The sequence below is a fragment of the Streptococcus mitis ATCC 6249 genome (assembly GCF_000146585.1).
In the GTDB taxonomy this organism is placed as follows: domain Bacteria; phylum Bacillota; class Bacilli; order Lactobacillales; family Streptococcaceae; genus Streptococcus; species Streptococcus mitis_AZ.
Genome location: NZ_GL397179.1, coordinates 1,527,123 through 1,548,994, shown reverse-complemented (window position 1 = coordinate 1,548,994; position 21,872 = coordinate 1,527,123). Strand labels below are relative to the sequence as shown.

The following is a 21,872-nucleotide window of genomic DNA, read 5'->3' as shown; positions in this document are numbered from 1 at the left end:
AATGAATTTGAAAAAAAATACTGAATTAGTATTTCAGCAGATTGCTGATGCTAGTCTAGAAGCAAACCGTGCTTTAGATGCTGTTTCAGTTATTGCAGTGACAAAATATGTAGACATACAAACAGCGGAAGCCTTGCTTCCGCTTGGTGTCCGTCATATAGGTGAAAATCGAGTTGATAAATTCTTAGAAAAATATCAGGCCTTGAAAGATTATCCAGTCACTTGGCATTTAATAGGAACACTACAAAGACGGAAAGTAAAAGAAGTAATCCCATATGTGGATTACTTTCATGCTTTAGACTCCCTGAAGTTAGCCCAGGAAATTCAAAAGAGAACAGATCATGTTATCAAGTGTTTCTTGCAGGTCAATATTTCTGGGGAAAAAAGCAAGCATGGGTTTTCAAAAGAAGAATTGCTAGAACTTTTGCCAGAATTGGCTAAGTTAGATCAGATTGAGTATGTTGGTTTAATGACCATGGCTCCTTTTGAGGCAGATAGTGAGAAATTGAAAGAAATTTTCAAAGAAACACAAGCTCTGCAGGCAGAAATTAGAGAAAAACAAATCCCTAATATGCCGATGACAGAACTCAGCATGGGAATGAGTCGTGATTTCAAAGAAGCTATTCAGTTCGGCTCGACCTTTGTTCGAATCGGTACAGCATTTTTTAAATAGGAGAGAGCTATGTCTTTAAAAGATAAATTCGATAAATTTATAGATTATTTCACAGAAGATGGAGAGGAAACAACTAACTACCAGCCTCAACAAGAGGAAACAGTTCGTCCGGCCGTCTCAACTTCTAAGGAATTACCAGCACCTGCTCAGTCAGGACCAGCAAAAGATGCAAACATTACTCGCTTACATGCTCGTCAACAAGAATTGGCAATGCAAAGCCATCGTTCTGATGAGAAAGTGACAATCGACGTTCGCTATCCAAGAAAATATGAAGATGCAACTGAAATTGTAGATTTGTTGGCTGGAAATGAAAGTATCTTGATCGATTTCCAATATATGACAGAAGTACAAGCCCGTCGTTGCCTTGATTACTTGGATGGAGCTCGTCATGTCTTGGCTGGAAATATGAAAAAAGTTGCGAGCACAATGTATCTATTGACTCCTGTTAATGTCATTGTGAATATTGAAGATATCAAACTTCCAGATGAATCACAAAGCGCTGAGTTTGGTTTTGATATTAAACGAAATAGAGCAAAATAATGATTTTCTTAATCCGTTTAATCCAAAATGCGGTTAGCATTTACTCTATCATTCTCGTTGCATTTGCTCTTCTTTCATGGTTTCCAAATGCTTATGAAAGTCAACTAGGTCGCTTAGTTATCAGACTTGCTCGTCCAGTTATCGAGCCTCTTCGTAAGCTCAATTTGCAATTTGCGGGGCTTGATTTTACTGTTTGGGCTGCGCTTATTCTAATCCAGTTTGTTGGAAATCTCTTAACACGACTAGTCCTATTACTATGACAGCAAATCGAGCCATTTATCAGCATTTTTCCCATGAAGATATTCCTTTTATTGATAAAGGATTGGAGTGGATCAAGCGGGTGGAAGATACCTATGCACCGGTGCTTAGCCCTTTTATCAATCCCCATCAAGAACAGATCTTGAGGGTGCTGGCTGGGACACATGGACTGAGTTGTCAAAGTAGTGGTGATTTTTTTCCGACTGAGTCGGTTCGTGTTCTTCTCTATCCAGATTACTTTGAACCGGAAATATCAGATTTTGAAATGACCTTGTTAGAAATTTGCTATCCGAGTAAGTTTGAACAACTGAGTCATGGAAAAATATTGGGAACAATCATCAACCAGCTAGGAATTGACCGTAAATTATTTGGTGATATCTTGGTAGATGAAAAGAGAGCACAGATTTTTGTCAATCGTGATTTTATTCCTCTTTTTCAAGATGGGATAATAAAAATTGGCAGACTTCCTGTATCGCTGGAGGAACGTCCTTTTACCGATAGGATTAAATCTAAAATTGACTATAGAGAACGAGAAATTTTAGTTTCGAGTTTTCGATTGGATGCCCTCTTATCAAGTGCCTTGAAATTATCTAGAAATCAAACTAGTCAACTGATTGAGAAAAAATCTGTCCAGGTAAATTATCATGTGGTTGAAAAAACTGATTACCAGGTCGCAGTTGGAGATTTGATCAGTGTGAGAAAGTTTGGTCGTTTGAAAGTTGTCAAAGACAATGGTCAGACCAAAAAGGATAAGAAAAAACTAACAGTCCGGCTACTTTTAAGCAAGTGAGAAAAAATATGTCGATTACACCACAAGAAATAAGTGATAAAGCTTTCTCAAGAACATTCAGAGGCTACAATCAGGAAGAAGTTGACCTCTTTCTTGATAAGATTTACTTTGAATTAGAGGAGATGATTCGATACAAAGATGAAACTGAACTCTATATCAAAAAACTAGAAGAGCGTCTTTCCTATTATACGAATGATATTCCTAAGAGAACAGTAACAAGCGAGCAAGAACCAGAAGCAATTAATGATTCTATTTTTTATTAAGTAAGTGAGGAAAAGTATGCCAATTACATCGTTAGAAATTAAAGATAAAACCTTTGGTACAAGATTTAGAGGTTTTGACCCAGAAGAAGTAGACGAGTTTCTTGATATCGTTGTTCGTGATTATGAAGACTTGGTTCGTAGCAATCACGAAAAAGAAACACGCATCAAGAATTTGGAAGAACGTTTGTCTTACTTTGATGAAATGAAGGATTCCTTGAGCCAATCAGTTTTGATTGCACAGGATACTGCTGAACGTGTCAAACAAGCTGCTCAAGAACGTTCAAACAATATTATTCAACAAGCTGAACAAGACGCTCAGCGTTTGCTCGAAGAAGCGAAATACAAGGCAAACGAAATTCTTCGTCAGGCTACAGATAATGCTAAGAAAGTTGCTGTTGAAACTGAAGAATTGAAGAACAAGAGCCGTGTATTCCATCAGCGTCTTAAATCAACGATTGAAAGTCAGTTAGCTATTGTCGAGTCATCTGATTGGGAAGATATTCTTCGCCCGACAGCTACTTATCTTCAAACAAGTGATGAAGCCTTTAAAGAAGTAGTTGGTGAAGTTCTTGGTGAATCCGTATCTTTACAACCAGAGGAAGAACCAATTGATATGACTCGTCAATTCACTCCAGAAGAGGTAGCAGAGTTGCAAGCTCGTATCGAGGCTGGCAATAAAGAATTGGCTGAATTTGAAGCCCAACAAAATCAACATACAGAAGAACTTGTCCAGCATGAAGAGTCAGTTGAATTAGAAGCTACTGCAGCAACTGAGGAAGATGCAAACAAAGAATCTGTTCTTATCCTATAAGAAAATGTGAGAACAAGATCGAACCAACTATATTTTCAGCGAGCGGGAGATGGTGAGAGTCCTGCAATCCCTAGTGGTTAGATTATCCTCTCAAGCAATCCAGTCTGAAAGCAGTAAGACTGGACGTTCCCCACGTTACGGGAAAAGAGGAAAAGAGACGCTGTCTTTTTTCGAACAAAGGTGGTACCACGATTTTCGTCCTTTTTTGCGAGTCGTGGTTTTTATTTTGTCTATATAATAAAGGAGATATAATGAAACTCAAAGATACCCTTAATCTTGGAAAAACAGACTTTCCTATGCGTGCTGGTCTTCCAACTAAAGAACCAGTTTGGCAAAAAGAATGGGAAGAAGCAAAACTTTACCAACGTCGTCAAGAATTGAACCAAGGAAAACCGCATTTCACCTTGCATGATGGACCTCCGTATGCAAACGGAAATATCCACGTTGGACATGCCATGAACAAGATTTCCAAAGATATCATTGTTCGTTCTAAGTCTATGTCAGGTTTTTATGCACCTTATATCCCAGGTTGGGACACTCATGGTTTGCCAATCGAGCAAGTCTTGGCAAAACAAGGTGTCAAACGCAAAGAAATGGACTTGGTTGAGTACTTGAAACTTTGCCGCGAGTACGCTCTTTCCCAAGTTGATAAACAACGTGAAGACTTTAAACGTTTGGGTGTTTCTGGTGACTGGGAAAATCCTTATGTGACTTTGACTCCAGGCTATGAAGCAGCTCAAATCCGTGTCTTTGGTGAAATGGCTAAGAAAGGCTACATCTATCGTGGGGCCAAGCCAGTTTACTGGTCATGGTCATCTGAGTCAGCTCTTGCAGAAGCGGAAATTGAATACCATGACTTGATTTCAACTTCCCTTTACTATGCTAACCGTGTCAAAGATGGAAAAGGTGTCCTAGATACAGATACGTACATCGTTGTTTGGACAACAACTCCATTCACCATCACTGCTTCTCGTGGGTTGACTGTTGGTGCAGATATTGATTACGTAGTCGTACAACCTGCTGGTGAATCTCGTAAGTTTGTGGTTGCTTCAGAATTGTTGAACAGTTTGTCTGAGAAATTTGGCTGGGCTGATGTTCAGGTCTTGGCGACTTATCGTGGGCAAAAATTGAATCACATCGTAACAGTCCACCCATGGGATACGGCTGTAGATGAGTTGGTAATCCTTGGTGACCACGTTACGACTGACTCTGGTACTGGTATTGTCCATACAGCCCCTGGTTTTGGTGAGGACGACTACAATGTTGGTGTTGCCAACGGCCTTGAAGTTGCTGTAACAGTCAACGAACGCGGTATTATGATGGCCAATGCAGGTGCTGAGTTCGAAGGTCAATTCTACGACAAGGTGGTACCAACTGTTATCGAAAAACTTGGTAATCTTCTCCTTGCTCAAGAAGAAATCTCTCACTCATACCCATTTGACTGGCGTACCAAGAAACCAATCATCTGGCGTGCAGTGCCACAATGGTTTGCCTCTGTATCTAAATTCCGCCAAGAAATCTTGGATGAAATTGAAAAAGTGAAGTTCCACTCAGAATGGGGTAAAGTTCGTCTTTACAACATGATTCGCGACCGTGGCGACTGGGTTATCTCTCGTCAACGTGCTTGGGGAGTTCCCCTTCCTATCTTCTATGCTGAAGACGGAACACCAATCATGACAGCTGAAACGATTGAGCACGTGGCTCAACTCTTTGAGGAACACGGTTCTATCATCTGGTGGGAACGTGATGCCAAAGACCTCTTGCCAGAAGGATTTAGCCACCCAGGTTCACCAAATGGCGAGTTCAAGAAAGAAACAGACATCATGGACGTATGGTTTGACTCAGGTTCATCATGGAATGGCGTAGTGGTCAACCGTCCAGAGCTCAAATATCCAGCAGACCTCTACCTAGAAGGTTCTGACCAGTACCGTGGTTGGTTCAACTCATCACTTATCACATCTGTTGCCAACCATGGCGTAGCGCCATACAAACAAATCTTGTCACAAGGTTTTGCCCTTGATGGTAAGGGTGAGAAGATGTCTAAATCTCTTGGAAATACCATTGCACCAAGCGATGTTGAAAAACAATTTGGTGCGGAAATCTTGCGCCTCTGGGTAACAAGTGTTGACTCAAGCAACGACGTGCGTATCTCTATGGATATCTTGAGCCAAGTCTCTGAAACTTACCGTAAGATTCGTAACACACTTCGTTTCTTAATTGCCAATACATCTGACTTTAACCCAGCTCAAGATGCAGTCGCTTACGATGAACTTCGTTCAGTTGATAAGTACATGACCATTCGCTTTAACCAGCTTGTGAAGACAATTCGTGATGCCTATGCGAACTTTGAATTCTTAACCATCTACAAGGCCTTGGTGAACTTTATCAACGTTGACTTGTCAGCCTTCTACCTTGACTTTGCTAAAGACGTTGTCTACATCGAAGGTGCCAAATCACTCGAACGCCGTCAAATGCAGACTGTCTTCTATGACATTCTTGTTAAAATCACCAAACTCTTGACACCAATCCTTCCTCACACAGCAGAGGAAATCTGGTCCTATCTTGAGTTTGAAGCTGAAGACTTCGTTCAATTGTCAGAATTACCAGAAGCTCAAACCTTTGCTAACCAAGAAGAAATCTTGGATACCTGGGCAGCCTTCATGGACTTCCGTGGACAAGCTCAAAAAGCCTTGGAAGAAGCTCGTAATGCAAAAGTTATCGGGAAATCGCTCGAAGCCCATTTGACAGTTTATCCAAATGAAGTGGTGAGAACGCTTCTTGGAGCATTGGATAGCAATGTGGCTCAACTTTTGATCGTGTCAGAATTGACCATCGCTGATGGTACAGCTCCAGAGAGTGCAGTAAGCTTTGAAGATGTAGCCTTTACAGTTGAACGCGCTGCAGGTGAAGTTTGTGACCGTTGCCGTCGTATCGATCCAACTACTGCAGAACGTAGTTACCATGCAGTTATCTGTGACCACTGTGCAAGCATCGTAGAAGAAAACTTTGCGGATGCAGTTACAGAAGGATTTGAAGCTAAATAATCAGATTAGAAATATGTCTTCTCATAGTTTAAGATGAGATGAAAAGGAAAAAGAGAGGAAATCATTTCTCTCTTTTTTGCTGGATTCTAGTCTTCTTATATCTGAAATAGAATTGCATGAAATACGATTTTAAGTATATTTTTGGAATTTTTTATAATAATCATGAAAATCTTTAGTGCTTGATAAAAATGCTTTTAGAAGCATTGGTTTCCTTAAAAATTGTGACAAATAAATTGAATAATCTAGTAAATTTCGGTAGAATAGAGGGGATTCAAATCATGATGAAGGAAAGATTAGGAATGAAAAGAAGTTATTTAGGAGAAAAGCACCAGCGTTTTTCACTGAGAAAAGTTTCGGTTGGTTTAGTTTCTGCTCTGGTAGGGACTTTCTACCTTTTTAGTGGAGGAGGTTCTCTTGTAAGTGTAGCAGCTAGTGAACAGACAACATCCGTCACAAAACAGATCCACTATAAGTACGTGACAGAGAGTGAACTCACGGACCAAGAAAAGCAGTTGGTAGTCAAAGAATTGCCACAGTTTGCTGAGGAAACAGATGATACTTACTATTTGATTTATCGTCCGACGAGACAGTTGCCTGCAACTGGTCATAGCCAACTCATTAGCTCAATTGCAGCGGGGGCAGGCATAGTTTTACTGGTCGTAGCAATTAAACTGGGCAGAGATGATCGCAAGAAACTAGCTTCATTTATGCTTTTGACCAGTTTAGGAAGTCAGCTGATTGCGCCAACTTCCTTGGCTTTGACAAATCAAATGCTGGCAGACTATAATCAGGAATTGACTGTACAGGTTGGAGAAGCATTGCAATCACCTCTTGCGATTGAAGGTTACCAATATGTAGGGTATTTGAAATCTCAAAAAGCAGTAAAATCTCCAGTTGATGGCAAGAAAGAGTTGAATCATTCGGCTCCTATTGATACTCCAGTTCAAACTTCAAACGGAAGTCAAGCGCAGGAAGAGTATCGTGCTCAGAAACCAAGTGATGCTCCTGTATTTGAACAACCAGAGTTAAAGGTTGATAGTAAAGATACGAGTCGTACAGAGATCATTCCTTTCCAAGTGGAGGAAGTAGAGGCAGCTGATTTGCCACAAGGTCAAACTGAGGTGATTCAGGCAGGGAAAAATGGTAGTCGTACCATTGTGACCCGCAGCTACATTTTAAATGGTCAGGTAATCCATACAGAGGAGGTTTCCAATCAGGTAACGACTGAGCCGACTTCTGAGATTAGAAAAGTCGGAAGCAAGGTCCTTTCTCCTACAAAACCAAACACAGGGGAGTCCGTTAGTGAAAAACCAACAAACGCTCCAATAAATGAAGTTCCAAGCTTAAACGTTGAAGAAAAAGATGTTACCACAACGATAGCAGAACCCTACACTCGAGAACGAGTAGAGAGTGATAGTTTGCCAGTTGGCCAAACCAAGATAACCCAAGCTGGTCAAGATGGAGTGCGTACGATTGTCACCCGTCAGTACATGGTGGATGGCAAAGTAGAGAGAAGCCAGGAAATCTCCAACGAAGTGACAACTCCAGCAGTCTCAGAGATCGTAACAGTCGGAACAGGTCCTGTTAGTGACAAACCAACAGACGCTCCTGTAAATGAAGTTCCAAGCTTAAAGGTTGAAGAAAAAGATGTTACCACGACGGTAGCAGAACCCTACACTCGAGAACGAGTAGAGAGTGATAGTTTGCCAGTTGGCCAGACCAAGATAACACAAGCTGGTCAAGATGGCGTGCGTACGATTGTTACCCGTCAGTACATGGTAGATGGCAAAGTAGAGAGAAGCCAGGAAATCTCTAACGAAGTGACAACTCCAGCAGTCTCAGAGATCGTAACAGTCGGAACAGGTCCTGTTAGCGAGAAACCAACAGACGCTCCAATAAATGAAGTTCCGAGCTTAAACGTTGAAGAAAAGGAAGTTACCACAACAGTTGCCGAACCCTATCCAACCAAGGAAGTGGAAAGTGCAGAACTGCCTTTGGGGCAAAGGGAAGTTAGCCAAGCTGGTCAAGATGGAGTGCGTACGATCGTCACCCGTCAGTACATGGTAGATGGAAAAATTGAAAATACAGAGGAAATCTCTAACACTATCACAAAAGAAGCGGTTCCTCAGATTATCAAAGTCGGTACAAAACCAATTTCTACAAATGCGGATCACGCTCCTGTGGAACCAGAAAAAGGAACACTCGACCTCGAACCCTTACACCAATTAGTGGAAGAGGCCGATAGCATTCAGAAAACGCATCAGTATTTCAATGATACTACTGCAGATCAAGAGTCTTATAAACAGGCAGTCGCAAATGCCCAAGCTCTCTTTGAGGCATCTCATGCTAGTCAAGAACAGGTTGATTCTTTGAAAAAGGCCCTTGAAACTGCTAAGAAAAACCTAGACGGCCAACCTGTTGATAAGAAAACTCTCGGAGTTGAATTTGAGATGAAGGATGTGACTCAGTCTACAGTTGCTTACCAGTATGCTGATGAACAAGCCAAACTCCGCTATCGCCGTGCTCTAGATCAGGCCAAGCTCGTTTTGGACAATCCTTTCGCCAATCAAGCCTTGGTCGATCAAGTTCGGACGGATCTCGAGGCAGCTCGTCAAGCTCTGGATGGTGTCAAGAGAAAACCAACCCTCTCTCTAGTCCGTGTCGAGAAGGAAGAAGACAAACGCCAAGTTTCTCTTAGATATCACTTGACGGATGCTACAGCTAGCTATCAATCAGCCAAAGTGCAGCTATACAAGGGTGAAACGTTAATTAAGGAAGTCGACCTTGTGGACCTCACTCAAAAATTGACGCTTGATGACTTGGACTACTATACTCCTTATACCCTCAAAACTGTCATGAAATATGACCTGGGTCAAGGGGAACAAACTAGTATAGAGGATCAACGCCTAGTTCAGCTAGATTATAAGAAGGTTGAAATCAAAGACATCGACCGCATCGAACTGTACGGTAAAGATGGTAGTCACTACCGACGTTACCTATCCTTGTCAGAAGTGCCGTCTGATTTGGACAACTACTATGTCCGCATTCAGTCAGACAAGTTCAAGGATATGCTCTTGCCTGTTTCTAAGATTACAGATAAGGGCAATGCCTACTCCGTAACAGTATCAGCCGATCAGCTCGTTGAGGGAGAAGGGGACCATTATCGTCCAGATTACTCCTTTGATCTTCCGAAAACGCCTCTTAGCCAAGAAGGTGTCTATACGTCCTTCAAAGCGCTCGTAGAGGCCATGAAGTTAAACCCGACTGGAAACTTCAAACTAGGAGCGGATGTTTCAGCAGATGAACTCCAGTTAGAACATTCTGCGACAAGCTATGTACCAGAAGAATTTTCAGGTAGCTTAACGAGTCGAGTGGATGGCAAAGATTATACCATCTACAACTTGGCAAAACCACTCTTTGCAACCTTGAAAAATGCCACCATCCAGCAACTGACCTTGAAATCTGCTAAAGTTTCAGGTAAGGAATCTATTGGGGCCTTGGCTAGCAACGCTCAGAATGCAACGATTACGGATGTTTCTGTAAGTGGTAGTCTATCTGGTAACAAGCATATCGGTGGACTCGTAGGAGTTGCCCAAAACACAAAACTAACCAATGTTGCCTTTAAAGGGTCCATCACCAGCACCCAAGATGGGGGGCAGGAGTACAATATTGGTGGCCTGGTCGGTAATTTCAACGGGAACCAATCACTGGCGCAGAAGAGTCAGGCGGATGTATCTATCCAAGTAACGGGTCGAAATGGAGACCAGCGTGTTGGAGGCTTGATTGGTCGCATTCAGAATGGAGCTAGATTAGAAACTTCTTACGTGTCTGGTTCTATCCAAAATACTGGTCATTCTGGCCAAGTCGGTGGAGCGATCGGGTCTACTTGGAACAATGGACAGGTCCGAAATGTCTTGACCAGTGTCAAGGTTCAAAATGGTCATGCCATGACAGGAGATCCCTATCCGGAGGCTTCTGTTCGGGATTCACATGTTCTTGAAGGGACTACAGCAAATCGAAAAGACGAGCGTTTTGTCCGTTCTATCTCAGAGGTAGATGGACAAGCCAAACGTCAGTCTTTTGGAATCACTTCGAACTTGACGGACCAGGACCCATTGCAGCAAGCTTACCAGCATCAAACAGACTATAGTCGAGTGAGGGGAGCCCAAGAGTCCAGAAAGCAAGCCTACGAAAATGTAGAAAAACTATTACCATTCTACAACAAAGACTTTATCGTTCATACAGCTAACCAAATAGCTGAAGACGATAAACTCAACAAAGTAGCCTTGCTAGATGTGGTTCCGATGAAAGATGGGACACTGATAACGGATGTCAATAGCCATAAGGGTGAAATCAATAGACTGATGCTGCATTATGCAGATAAGACCATTGCTTATCTTGATTTGACCTACAAGGGAGATTTTGCCAATGGTCAGATTGCTGAATATAGCATCGCTGATAAGAATTTGCTCTATACACCAGAGGCCTTTCTATCGGACTATCAGACCATTAAAGAGAGTGTCTTGGATGAACTCAAAGCTGTGACTTATGACTCAGCTGCTGTTCGTAAGGTACTGGGAATTGGTGAAACAGCTTCCTTAGATGATCTTTATCTGGAAAAAGCCTTTGAACAAATCAAAGCTGACCTAGGTCAGGAGCTCCTCAAGGTACTTTCAGTTGATAAGTCGATTAACACTCTAGGTTCTGCCGTAGCGGATGCGATTAGCCAAAAGATTCTGAAGAACAAAGAGGCTTTCATGCTTGGTCTGACCTATCTCAATCGTTGGTACAATGTCAACTATGGAACGTTCAACACCAAGGATCTTAATGCCTATAAGTTTGATTTCTTTGGTAATCAAGCTGCTTCGACACTTGATACCATTATCGCTCTCGGTAACTCTGGAATGGGCAATCTTCGAGCACAAAACAACTTCAATACTTACCGACAATCTCTAGCCAAGGAAAAAGGCAAAGGGGACCTCTTTGCTTACTTAGAAAGTCTGCGTGAACTCTTTTTGCCACACAAAACCAATAGTGAATGGTTTAAGGAAAATACCAAGGCTTATATCGTAGAAGCTCGTTCAAGTCTGCCAGAAATTCAGGCTAAGCAGGACAATGCAGATCGTAAGAGTAAGTATACAATCAAGGTCTACGACAGACTGACTCAGGGAGATTGGGGCTTCAAGCAAATGGTCCTCCAACTTCTGACCTTACCTGAAAGAGATGTCTTTATCATCAGCAATATGTCGACCATTGCCTTTGGTAGCTTTGGAAGCTACAGGAAAGAAGGTGGCAGAGTTCTCTCAGGCGAGGAACTCCATCGACACGTTGAAAAACTTGTGGATCAATCAGCTGAATGGCAACGAAACCACTATGATATGTGGTACAACATTCTAAGTCCAAACAGGAAAGACACTCTATTCAGACGGGTGATCGTTACAGACGGTTTCTTTGTTTACAATGATAAAGGCCAGCAATATTGGGCTCCGCGTAATGATAAGACATCTGTTGCTATGTACAATTTCTTTGGCCCTGCTGGCAAGTATCACGGAGACAATGGACTAGGGGCCTTTGCTAATGGTTATGAAGTCTTTTACGTCTATGACCAGATGCTGGGAGCTTCTGGAACCATGGTCTATACCCATGAAATGACCCACAACTCGGATGGTTCTGTCTATTTTGAAGGACATGGTCGTCGTGAGGGTGAAGGACCTGAGAGCTTTGCTACAGGAATGTTAGAGTCTGTAACCAATGTTAGCGAAAAAGGTCTCGTTCTCAATAGCTTCTATCAGGGAGATAAAGATTCGACCTCGCGTTACCATACCTATGATCCTGTTGCCCGATTCTCCTCAGCAGACGCTTTGCGGGAATACATGCATGGAGTCTTTGATGTGCTAAATCTTCTGGATTATGTTGAAGGGGATATTGTTACTGGTGTCCTAACTGATCAGCAGAAAATGAAATGGTACCGTAAGGCTGAAAATTATAAATTTGAGAATACGTCTTATGGTAAGAAAGCCCATGCTGATGATCGAATTGTACCAATAACAGCCGAAGAAGCAGCTAAACTAAAATCCGTTGAAGACCTTGTTGATCATAATATCATTGGTCGTCGCGATGGTTGGGATACAGCTAGCTTTGGACGAAATGGCTACTATGTCATCAATATGTTTGCTTCCTTCTATGCAGCTCTGGACAATCCAACTGGTGCACCTGGGGGACTTATGTTCCGCCGTAGAGCCTATGAATTGCTCGGAGACAAGGGTTACCAGCAAGGATTTGTCCCATATGTATCTGGTCAATACTCTGGCCAAGCGCTTAAAGAAGGTAATAAGACCTACTCAATCTGGAACAGAGGAGATGTCGGTGTAGTTGGAGATGATCTGGTTTTCAAAAATCTCTATGGTAGCCAGTATGAATCATGGAAGGATTTGAAGAAAGCTATGTTGAATGAGCGATACAACAAGGCTCAAAACTTCCTTCGTCCTATCACCATCGAGTTTGAAGCCGGAAAACTAGATAGCAAACGACAAATTACGATTTCTTCTTATGAGGAATTGCAAGATTATATGTACTTAGCAGTACAAGCGGATGCTTCAGCTAAGAACATCGATCGGGCCTTATCAGACAGCTCTAAGAGTAGTGTCGCCCAGCTCAAGTATCGTATTTTCAACGCTTATCTTCGCGCTACAGATGACTTCAGACAGTCCATCTTTGAAAAATAAACTTCTTACAAAGATAGATACGAAAAAAGAAGATCCAAGTGATCTTCTTTTTCTATGAAAATTGCTAGCTTACTACTAAAAACGAATGGATTTACAAACCAATCTGTAGATTTTTTTATTTCCTTCTTAGCATGTTTAGATAGAAATTTGAAATCATTCATCGTCTAGTATCCTCATTTTGAAATTTCTTTTGTTTTTCATGAAAATATGATAAAATGATAGCTATACAAATTTTTAAGGAGATTCGGATGAAAACAAATACACTTGCTCGCGTAAATGCGATTTTTGGTCTTATTTCAGGTATTGTCTTGCTGTTGGCTCCAGTTGTTATGTTTATGATAGCTGTCGGTGCTGCTGCGGCAACGGAGGACTCAGATGCAACAGTTGGGGTATTGACGATTTTTTCAATTATTTTATCATTGGTGAAAATTGCAATCTTGGTTTTAGGAATTGTAGCTATTGTTTATTACAAGGATGATGAGCGTGTGACTCCTGCACCGTCTGTCTTGTTTATCGTGGGTGGTGCTGTTGGATTGATCCCATTCTTGGGCTGGGTAGGAGGAATTTTGACAATCATTGGTGGCTCCCTCTACTTTGGACTTTTGAAAAAATTCGATGTTCAAGAATAATGACTTTTTGTTAGGAATATTTTTAAATAAGAGAAGGCGATTAGCCTTCTTTTTTCTTACCAAGTAAGGGATAAATTTAACAGGATAAATAAACTTTCAAATTCGTAAAATCAAAGCATTTATTTGAGACAAGGAACTCTTTTTATAGTATAATGATGAATGTAAATTACCTATATCAAAATATAATTCTAGTTATTTTCTTGATAGAGGTTAAAAAGCGAGAGGATTTAGAATGAAAAAGATTTTTGGAGAGAAGCAGCATCGTTTTTCCTTACGAAAATTAGCAATTGGTCTTGTATCAGCTTCGATTTCAAGCCTATTTTTTGTGTCCATTGCGAGCAGTGGAACTGTATTTGCTCAAGAAAATGTAGCTGTTCACTACAAATATGTGACGGATACGGAGTTGAGTGGGCAAGAGAAAGATTTGATTGTAAAGGACATTCCTAAAATTGCTGAAGATAGTGAGAGCACCTATTATCTAGTCTACCGTATGGATGAGAAAGCTCAGCTAGGTCAGTTGCCCAATACAGGTGGACAGAATAGCATTACTAGTGTTTTAACTGGTGGAGCCCTGGCTTCGATTGGTCTCCTTATTTTTGTTGTATCCAAAAAGAAAGGCAAAAAGAAAGCCCTCTTGAATCTTATTTTAGTAACAGGGATGAGCAGTGGTTTGGCTTCTTCGGTTCAGGCTATTGAAAATCAGCTTTTGCTACAATACAATCAGGAATACCAATTATCCCAAGGAGATAGTCTGCCTTTGCCACGCACCCTATCGGGTTATACCTACCTAGGCTATATTAAGCAAGACAAGGACGCCAGTCTGCAAGAAACTGCTGCTAGGGATCAGAAACTTGACTACACGGTTCAACCTCGTTTTCAGACCAATGAAGGTGGGCAAAAGGTAGGAGATGAGCAGAAAACTCCGTCTCCAACAAGCCCTGCTGACAAGCCAATCCCATCTCAAGATTCATCCAATCAAAAACCATCTGGTATTTCTAGTGTAGATCCTCAAGACGAAGTCTTGGCAGGTCGCGTGAACAAACCAGAGCTCCTATACAAAGACCAAGAGATTGTAACCAAACTAGATGTTTCAGAAGTGGTTCAGGAAAATCCCGAACTAGCAGAGGGGACCATCCATGTCAAACAAGAAGGTCGTCCTGGGAAGAAGGTTGAAGTCGTTCGCATTTTCACTGTTGAAAACCAAGAAATTTCCCGAGAAGTTCTCTCAACCAAGGTAGAAGAAGCCTTGCCACGTATAGTAGAAAAAGGGACTAAGAAGGCAGTTGTACCGAGTGAGGCACCTCAGTCTGCAAGAAAAGGAGAGCCTGAGACTCAGGCTCCATTACCAGAATACAATGGGAATCAAGCGGGAGCGATTGTAGCCCCAGAGACAGCTGAAAAACCAGAATATACTGGCACCCAAGCTGGAGCAGTCGTTGAACCCGAGCAAGTATCTCCATTACCTGAGTATCAGGGGACTCAAGCTGGTGCCATCGTCGAGCCAGAACAAGTTGAGCCAGAGGTTGGGGGTGTCCAGTCTGGTGCTTTGGTGGAACCAGAAACGGCTGAGAAACCATCCTATACAGGCGAGCAGTCTGGAGCAATCGTAGAGCCTGAACAGGTGCCACCGACACCAGAGTATACAGGAACTCAAGCGGGAGCGATTGTAGCCCCTGAGACAAGCGAAAAACCAGAATATACAGATACTCAATCAGGTGCCATAGTGGAACCAGAGCAAGTCGCTCCACAAGCTGAGTATCAGGGCACCCAGGCTGGTGCTATCGTTGAACCAGAAATCCAGTCTTCCCTTCCAGAGTATAAAGGCACCCAATCTGGAGCCATTGTTGAACCCGAACAAATTGCTCCTCTTCCAGAGTATACGGGTAATACCGAGCAAGTAAAACCGGAAACTCCAACAGAAAAACCAAAAGAAAAAGATCCAGAGAAGACGCTTGAGCTAAGAAATGTTTCGGATCTGGAGTTGTATAGTCAGATCAATGGCACTTACAAACAACATGTTTCTTTAGACAGTGTTCCAAAGAATACAGAAACTTACTTTGTCAAAGTCAAATCTTCGTCATTTAAAGATGTCTATCTACCAGTCGCTTCAATAACGGCTGAAACGAAAGATGGTCAGTCAGTTTATAAAATTACAGCCAAGGCCGAGAAACTCCAGCAAGAGCTAGAAAATAAATATGCTGACAATTTCACCTTCTACCTAGCTAAGAAGGCTAGAGAGGAAACGACAACCTTTACTTCCTTCAGCAACCTGGTCAATGCTATCAAGCAGAATCTCTCTGGAACCTATCATTTAGCAGCTAGCTTGAACGCCAACGAAGTAGAGTTGGGTCCTGATGAAAGATCCTATATCAAAGGCACCTTTACTGGTCAGTTGATCGGTCAAAAAGATGGCAAGCAGTATGCTATTTATAACTTGAAAAAGCCTCTGTTTGAAACCTTGAGTAGTGCCACAGTAGAAAAATTGAGTCTGAAAAATGTCACCATTTCTGGAAAGGATGATATCGGTGCACTGGCATATGAAGCCCAGAATAACACAAAGATTCAGCAAGTTCATGTCGATGGTGTTCTAGCAGGTGAACGTGGTATCGGTGGTTTGCTGGCAAAGGCTGAGCAATCAAGTATCACAGAGAGCAGTTTCAAGGGAAGAATTATCAACACTTATGAAACGACTGCTGCTTACAATATCGGTGGTCTGGTCGGTCATTTGACAGGTGACAAGGCTTTACTTACTAAGTCAAAAGCGACAGTAGCCATTTCATCCAACACAAATAGTTCAGATCAGACTGTGGGTGGTCTTGCAGGTCTAGTAGACCGAGATGCGAAAATCCAGCATAGCTATGCTGAGGGGGATATCAACAATTTCAAGCACTTTGGTAGAGTCGCGGGAGTAGCAGGCTATTTGTGGGACCGAACTTCTAATCTAGAAAAGCATGCTGGAAGTTTGACCAATGTTCTCAGCGATGTTAATGTAACCAACGGAAATGCCATCACTGGTTACCACTATAACGGAATGAAGGTGAAGGACACATTCAGCAGCAAGGCCAACAGAGTCTACAATGTCACCTTGGTTAAGGATGAGGTCGTCAGCAAGGAATCCTTTGAAGAAAGAGGAACCATGCTAGATGCTTCTCAAATTGCAAGCAAGAAAGCAGCAATCAATCCTCTCGCTCTACCAACAGTGGAGCCACTCTCAACAAGTGGCAAAAAAGACAGTGATTTTTCTAAGGTTGCCCATTATCAAGCTAAGCGCGCCTTGGCTTATAAAAATATTGAAAAATTGCTACCTTTCTACAACAAGGCAACTATCGTCAAATACGGAAATCTGGTCAATGAGAACAGCCTTTTATATCAAAAAGAACTCTTGTCAGCAGTCATGATGAAGGATAACCAAGTCATCACAGACATTGTTTCCAACAAAGAGACTGCAAACAAACTCTTGCTTCACTACAAGGACCATTCATCTGAGAAACTGGATCTCAAGTACCAGGCTGATTTTGCCAAATTAGCAGAATATAGTCTAGGAAATACTGGACTTCTCTATACGCCAAACCAATTCCTGTATGACCAATCTTCTATCATCAAGCAAGTCTTACCTGACTTACAAAAGGTTGACTATCATTCAGAAGCCATCAGAAAGACGCTGGGTATTTCTCCAAACGTCAAGCAAACTGAGCTCTATCTAGAAGACCAGTTCGCCAAAACAAAACAACAACTGGAAGACAGTTTGAAAAAGCTCTTGTCAGCAGATGCTGGACTTGCCGGTGATAACCCAGTCACCAAGGGCTATCTTGTAGATAAAATCAAGCACAACAAGGAAGCCTTGCTACTTGGCTTGACCTATCTGGAGCGTTGGTACAACTTCAGCTATGGTCAAATAAACGTCAAAGACCTGGTTCTGTACCATCTGGACTTCTTTGGTAAGGGAAATGCTTCACCACTAGATACTCTGATTGAGTTGGGTAAATCTGGCTTTAACAATCTTCTAGCTAAGAATAATGTCGATACTTATGGTATCAGTCTTGCCAGCCATCATGGAACGACAGATTTGTTTAGCACGCTGGAACATTACCGAAAAGTCTTTTTACCAAATACAAGTAACAATGACTGGTTTAAATCACAAACCAAGGCTTACATTGTCGAAGAAAAATCCACTATCGAAGAGGTGAAAACGAAGCAAGGACAAGTTGGGACTAAGTATTCTATCGGTGTCTATGACCGCATCACTAGTTCCACATGGAAATACCGCAATATGGTCTTGCCACTCCTAACCTTGCCAGAAAGATCAGTATTTGTCATCTCAACTATATCTAGTCTAGGATTTGGAGCTTATGATCGCTACCGCAATAGCGAGCATAAAGCGGGCAAGGCTCTCAATGATTTTGTAGAAGAAAATGCACGTGAAACAGCCAAACGTCAGCGTGATCACTACGATTATTGGTATCGTATTTTAGATAATGAGGGACGTGAAAAACTCTATCGTACGATTCTCCTTTATGATGCTTATAAGTTTGGCGATGATACAACATCTGGAAAAGCTACAGTGGAGGCTAAGTTTGATAGCTCCAATCCAGCTATGAAGAACTTCTTTGGCCCAGTTGGCAATAAGGTAGTACACAACCAGCATGGAGCCTACGCAACAGGGGATGGCGTCTACTATATGTCTTACCGTATGCTGGACAAGGATGGAGCCATTACTTATACCCATGAAATGACCCATGATTCCGATCAGGATATCTACCTTGGCGGCTATGGTCGAAGAAGTGGTTTGGGACCAGAGTTCTTCGCAAAAGGCTTATTGCAAGCCCCTGACCAACCAAGTGACGCAACCCTCACCATCAACTCCATCTTGAAACACTCAAAATCAGATAGTACAGAGGACTCCCGTCTGCAAGTCTTGGATCCGACAGAGAGATTCCAAAACGCTGCAGATCTTCAGAACTATGTCCATAATATGTTTGACCTCATCTACATGCTGGAATATCTCGAAGGGCAGTCAATTGTTAAGAAACTGAATGTTTACCAGAAAATGGCGGCTCTCAGAAAAATTGAGAACAAGTATGTAAAAGATCCAGCAGATGGAAATGAGGTTTATGCCACTAACGTAGTCAAAGAATTGACAGCAGAAGAGGCCCAAAAATTGACCAGCTTTGAGAGTTTGATTGACCATAACATCTTGTCAGCTCGTGAGTACCAGTCTGGCGACTATGAACGAAATGGCTACTATACCATTAAACTCTTTGCCCCAATCTATTCAGCTCTCAGCAGTGAGAAAGGAACGCCAGGTGACCTTATGGGACGTAGGATCGCTTATGAACTTTTGGCTGCCAAAGGCTTTAAGGATGGAATGGTACCTTATATCTCAAACCAATACGAAGAAGCTGCCAAACAAAAAGGTAAAACCATCAATCTCTATGGTAAAGAACGCGGATTGGTGACAGATGAACTTGTATTGGACAAGGTATTTGAAGGCAAGTATTCATCTTGGGCTGCCTTCAAGAAAGCCATGTATAAAGAACGTGTGGATCAGTTTGGGAACTTGAAGCAGGTGACCTTTAAAGATCCGACAAAACCATGGCCAAGCTATGCGACAAAGACCATCAATAGTGTGACTGAATTGCAAGCCCTCATGGACCAAGCTGTTCTCAAGGATGCTGAAGGTCCACGTTGGAGTAATTATGATCCAGAAATCGACAGTGCCGTTCATAAGTTGAAGAGAGCAATCTTTAAGGCTTATCTTGACCAAACAAAAGACTTCAGAACCTCTATTTTTAAGAAATAAGGGTTAGAAAATGAAAAGGGAGGATCAGCAGATCTTCTCTTTTTATGTCCGGCTGTCTGAAAGCTGGTAGGCGATTTGTTTGTGACGGAGTAGGTCTTTTGTTTCTGGAGCAAATATGGTAGAATGATAGCTACGAGAGAAGGAGGTTTTTATGGAGAGAGATAGATTGGTTCGACTCAATTGGAGACTGGGCATGGTGGCAGGAGCGACCTTACTTTTGGGACCTGTCCTACGATTTTTGCTATCCTATACTGGGGCTCTCATCTATAAAGATCCTTCAAAGATGTTGGTCGTCACGGTTGCCTTTTCCCTGCTCCTGACATTTTTTAAAATTCTGGTAATCGCATTAGGCACTTTTATGCTAATCTATTTCGAAGAAGATCAACAACTTCGAAAGTTGCCTTCTATTTTATATATCATTGGTGGCGTGATGGGATTTCTTTCAGCGACCGAGTGGATAGGAGGATTGCTAATCATTAAAGGAGCTGTTTCTTTTGCCAAATTTTTGAAAGAAGTCTATGGCCTTGTCTGATAATTTAGTGAAACAATCCGTTGGAGGGTTGTTTTTTTCATTTAAAGAATTATCTGGTGAAAGAATATGTTGGCAAAATGCTTTTTTTATAAGAAAACATAATGTAACTAAGAATACTGATCGTTTAATTGATGCTTTAAATAACAAATAATTGCAATCGTTTCTTGATTGAATATCGCGAATTAATAATAACTAGATGAGAGGACACTGTTCTCTCTTTTTAGTTGATTTTAACTAGCTTTTTTGTGAAAAATTGTGTAAAATAGAATAGATAAACGAGGGAAACCTCAAAAAATAAAAGGAGAATCCATCTAATGGTAAAATTGGTTTTTGCTCGCCACGGTGAGTCTGAATGGAACAAAGCTAACCTTTTCACTGGTTGGGCTGATGTTGATTTGTCTGAAAAAGGAACACAACAAGCGATTGACGCTGGTAAATTGATCAAAGAAGCTGGTATCGAATTTGACCAAGCTTACACTTCAGTATTGAAACGTGCGATCAAAACAACAAACTTGGCTCTTGAAGCGGCTGACCAATTGTGGGTTCCAGTTGAAAAATCTTGGCGCTTGAACGAACGTCACTACGGTGGTTTGACTGGTAAAAATAAAGCTGAAGCTGCTGAACAATTTGGTGATGAGCAGGTTCACATCTGGCGTCGTTCATACGATGTATTGCCTCCTGCAATGCCTCGTGATGACGAATACTCAGCACATACTGACCGTCGTTACGCTTCACTTGACGACTCAGTTATTCCAGATGCTGAAAACTTGAAAGTGACTTTGGAACGTGCCCTTCCATTCTGGGAAGACAAAATCGCTCCAGCACTTAAAGATGGTAAAAACGTATTCGTAGGAGCTCACGGTAACTCAATCCGTGCCCTTGTAAAACACATCAAACGCTTGTCAGACGACGAAATCATGGACGTGGAAATCCCTAACTTCCCACCATTGGTATTCGAATTCGACGAAAAATTGAACGTCGTTTCTGAATACTACCTTGGAAAATAATCTATAAACAGAAAGCCTAGGATTCCTAGGCTTTTTTGTATCTAAGTTTAAAAAAAGGCAATTTAGCTAATTGAAAAAGTATAAAATGAGAGGATAGAGCTTATGCTGTAGTGGGTTGTATGAATTAATCCTCTTTTGATGCGTAGCTCCAGTATTCGTAGTTATAGGTTGATAAGATTATATCCGTGATTTCTTCCGGTTCTTCTTGAGCTCCCCCTGCAATCCAAAGAGAAATAATCCCCTCAATACTTGATAAGAAGATTTCCAAAGCATATTTGTGAGGAATTTGGAAGTTTTCTGATAAGAAATGGCGAGTCGTTTCTTTTTTATTTTCATTCAGAATAATGCTACTTAGAAATTCACGAATTGCACCACGAAAGTCTATGTAATGACTTTGGGACAAGGCGTTGATAAGGCGTTCGTTCGAACGTAATATATAGAAATTTGCTGACATAACCTTTCTAGGCGATTCTCTTTCTTTTTCTAAAAAAATGTAGAGCTGGGAAATGATTTCACTTTTAAAACTGTCAATCATTTGATATTTGTCTTCATAGTGTAGATAGAAAGTTCCCCTATTAATTCCTGCCCGTTTACAGAGCTTACTAATTGATATATTTTCAAATTTCTCCTCTGATAGCAACTGAATCAAAGCTTCCTTGATGTCTTCCTTAGTAGTAGTTTTTCGTTTCTGAACCATTTTATCTTCCTTTTTATTAAATCAACACTTTGTTGATTTTTGATTATTGCTTTTTGACTTAGTCCATTATATAATATTTGTGATTTAGAATCAACATCTTGTT

General features: G+C 41.5%; 14 protein-coding genes. 13 read left to right on the top strand and 1 reads right to left on the bottom strand.

The genetic code is table 11. The features are described from left to right. Window position 1 precedes the first annotated feature (1 nt). The 13 genes from HMPREF8571_RS09155 (at window position 2) to HMPREF8571_RS09100 (ending at window position 21,072) form a co-directional block, all read left to right on the top strand. Complete coding sequence (locus HMPREF8571_RS09155; protein WP_001049613.1) at window positions 2–673, top strand: YggS family pyridoxal phosphate-dependent enzyme; 672 nt, start codon at window positions 2–4, stop codon at window positions 671–673. 9 nt (window positions 674–682) lie between these two features. Continuing rightward, window positions 683–1,213, top strand: a complete 531-nt coding sequence (locus tag HMPREF8571_RS09150) for a cell division protein SepF (protein WP_000053351.1) — start codon at window positions 683–685, stop codon at window positions 1,211–1,213. Beyond that, window positions 1,213–1,473, top strand: coding sequence for a YggT family protein (locus tag HMPREF8571_RS09145; protein ID WP_000576501.1), 261 nt, complete (start codon window positions 1,213–1,215; stop codon window positions 1,471–1,473). The genes HMPREF8571_RS09150 and HMPREF8571_RS09145 overlap by 1 nt, the downstream gene beginning before the upstream one ends. Continuing rightward, window positions 1,470–2,261, top strand: coding sequence for an RNA-binding protein (locus HMPREF8571_RS09140; protein ID WP_000126360.1), 792 nt, complete (start codon window positions 1,470–1,472; stop codon window positions 2,259–2,261). Before HMPREF8571_RS09145 ends, HMPREF8571_RS09140 begins: the two co-directional genes overlap by 4 nt. Before the next feature lie 8 nt (window positions 2,262–2,269). Then, window positions 2,270–2,524 carry a DivIVA domain-containing protein gene (locus HMPREF8571_RS09135; RefSeq protein WP_000028988.1) on the top strand — a complete coding sequence of 85 codons (255 nt, stop codon included), beginning with the start codon at window positions 2,270–2,272 and terminating at the stop codon, window positions 2,522–2,524. A gap of 16 nt (window positions 2,525–2,540) precedes the next feature. Next, window positions 2,541–3,335: a DivIVA domain-containing protein gene (locus HMPREF8571_RS09130; RefSeq protein ID WP_001123194.1), complete on the top strand. Its 795-nt coding sequence runs from the start codon at window positions 2,541–2,543 to the stop codon at window positions 3,333–3,335. Between the two features lie 251 nt (window positions 3,336–3,586). Next, window positions 3,587–6,379 (top strand): isoleucine--tRNA ligase, encoded by a 2,793-nt coding sequence (gene ileS, locus HMPREF8571_RS09125; RefSeq protein WP_000768064.1) that lies wholly within the window; start codon window positions 3,587–3,589, stop codon window positions 6,377–6,379. Window positions 6,380–6,678: 299 nt separating this feature from the next. Beyond that, entirely contained in the window at window positions 6,679–13,104 is a 6,426-nt protein-coding gene (locus HMPREF8571_RS09120; RefSeq protein WP_000831273.1) for a ZmpA/ZmpB/ZmpC family metallo-endopeptidase, read from the top strand. A gap of 248 nt (window positions 13,105–13,352) precedes the next feature. Continuing rightward, window positions 13,353–13,733: a hypothetical protein gene (locus HMPREF8571_RS09115; RefSeq protein WP_000856382.1), complete on the top strand. Its 381-nt coding sequence runs from the start codon at window positions 13,353–13,355 to the stop codon at window positions 13,731–13,733. 232 nt (window positions 13,734–13,965) lie between these two features. Then, window positions 13,966–19,533, top strand: coding sequence for a ZmpA/ZmpB/ZmpC family metallo-endopeptidase (locus tag HMPREF8571_RS09110; RefSeq protein ID WP_000718004.1), 5,568 nt, complete (start codon window positions 13,966–13,968; stop codon window positions 19,531–19,533). A 151-nt stretch (window positions 19,534–19,684) separates the two neighbouring features. Continuing rightward, window positions 19,685–20,065 (top strand): hypothetical protein, encoded by a 381-nt coding sequence (locus HMPREF8571_RS09105; RefSeq protein ID WP_000439019.1) that lies wholly within the window; start codon window positions 19,685–19,687, stop codon window positions 20,063–20,065. Beyond that, window positions 20,052–20,216 (top strand): hypothetical protein, encoded by a 165-nt coding sequence (locus HMPREF8571_RS11415; RefSeq protein ID WP_176601553.1) that lies wholly within the window; start codon window positions 20,052–20,054, stop codon window positions 20,214–20,216. The genes HMPREF8571_RS09105 and HMPREF8571_RS11415 overlap by 14 nt, the downstream gene beginning before the upstream one ends. A gap of 163 nt (window positions 20,217–20,379) precedes the next feature. After that, entirely contained in the window at window positions 20,380–21,072 is a 693-nt protein-coding gene (locus HMPREF8571_RS09100; protein WP_000240125.1) for a phosphoglycerate mutase, read from the top strand. Window positions 21,073–21,196: 124 nt separating this feature from the next. On the opposite strand, the gene HMPREF8571_RS09095 is transcribed toward HMPREF8571_RS09100, so the two are convergent. Beyond that, entirely contained in the window at window positions 21,197–21,769 is a 573-nt protein-coding gene (locus HMPREF8571_RS09095) for a TetR/AcrR family transcriptional regulator (RefSeq protein ID WP_000250303.1), read from the bottom strand. Window positions 21,770–21,872 lie beyond the last annotated feature (103 nt).

Excerpts from the sequence above, each read along its gene's own strand:
- HMPREF8571_RS09145 (WP_000576501.1), top strand. The coding sequence starts at position 1,213 with ATGATTTTCTTAATCCGTTTAATCCAAAATGCGGTTAGCATTTACTCT.
- HMPREF8571_RS09105 (WP_000439019.1), top strand. The coding sequence starts at position 19,685 with ATGGAGAGAGATAGATTGGTTCGACTCAATTGGAGACTGGGCATGGTG.
- HMPREF8571_RS09140 (WP_000126360.1), top strand. The coding sequence starts at position 1,470 with ATGACAGCAAATCGAGCCATTTATCAGCATTTTTCCCATGAAGATATT.
- ileS (WP_000768064.1), top strand. The coding sequence starts at position 3,587 with ATGAAACTCAAAGATACCCTTAATCTTGGAAAAACAGACTTTCCTATG.
- HMPREF8571_RS09115 (WP_000856382.1), top strand. The coding sequence starts at position 13,353 with ATGAAAACAAATACACTTGCTCGCGTAAATGCGATTTTTGGTCTTATT.
- HMPREF8571_RS09135 (WP_000028988.1), top strand. The coding sequence starts at position 2,270 with ATGTCGATTACACCACAAGAAATAAGTGATAAAGCTTTCTCAAGAACA.
- HMPREF8571_RS09120 (WP_000831273.1), top strand. The coding sequence starts at position 6,679 with ATGAAAAGAAGTTATTTAGGAGAAAAGCACCAGCGTTTTTCACTGAGA.
- HMPREF8571_RS09095 (WP_000250303.1), bottom strand. The coding sequence starts at position 21,769 with ATGGTTCAGAAACGAAAAACTACTACTAAGGAAGACATCAAGGAAGCT.
- HMPREF8571_RS09155 (WP_001049613.1), top strand. The coding sequence starts at position 2 with ATGAATTTGAAAAAAAATACTGAATTAGTATTTCAGCAGATTGCTGAT.
- HMPREF8571_RS09100 (WP_000240125.1), top strand. The coding sequence starts at position 20,380 with ATGGTAAAATTGGTTTTTGCTCGCCACGGTGAGTCTGAATGGAACAAA.
- HMPREF8571_RS09130 (WP_001123194.1), top strand. The coding sequence starts at position 2,541 with ATGCCAATTACATCGTTAGAAATTAAAGATAAAACCTTTGGTACAAGA.
- HMPREF8571_RS11415 (WP_176601553.1), top strand. The coding sequence starts at position 20,052 with ATGGCCTTGTCTGATAATTTAGTGAAACAATCCGTTGGAGGGTTGTTT.
- HMPREF8571_RS09150 (WP_000053351.1), top strand. The coding sequence starts at position 683 with ATGTCTTTAAAAGATAAATTCGATAAATTTATAGATTATTTCACAGAA.
- HMPREF8571_RS09110 (WP_000718004.1), top strand. The coding sequence starts at position 13,966 with ATGAAAAAGATTTTTGGAGAGAAGCAGCATCGTTTTTCCTTACGAAAA.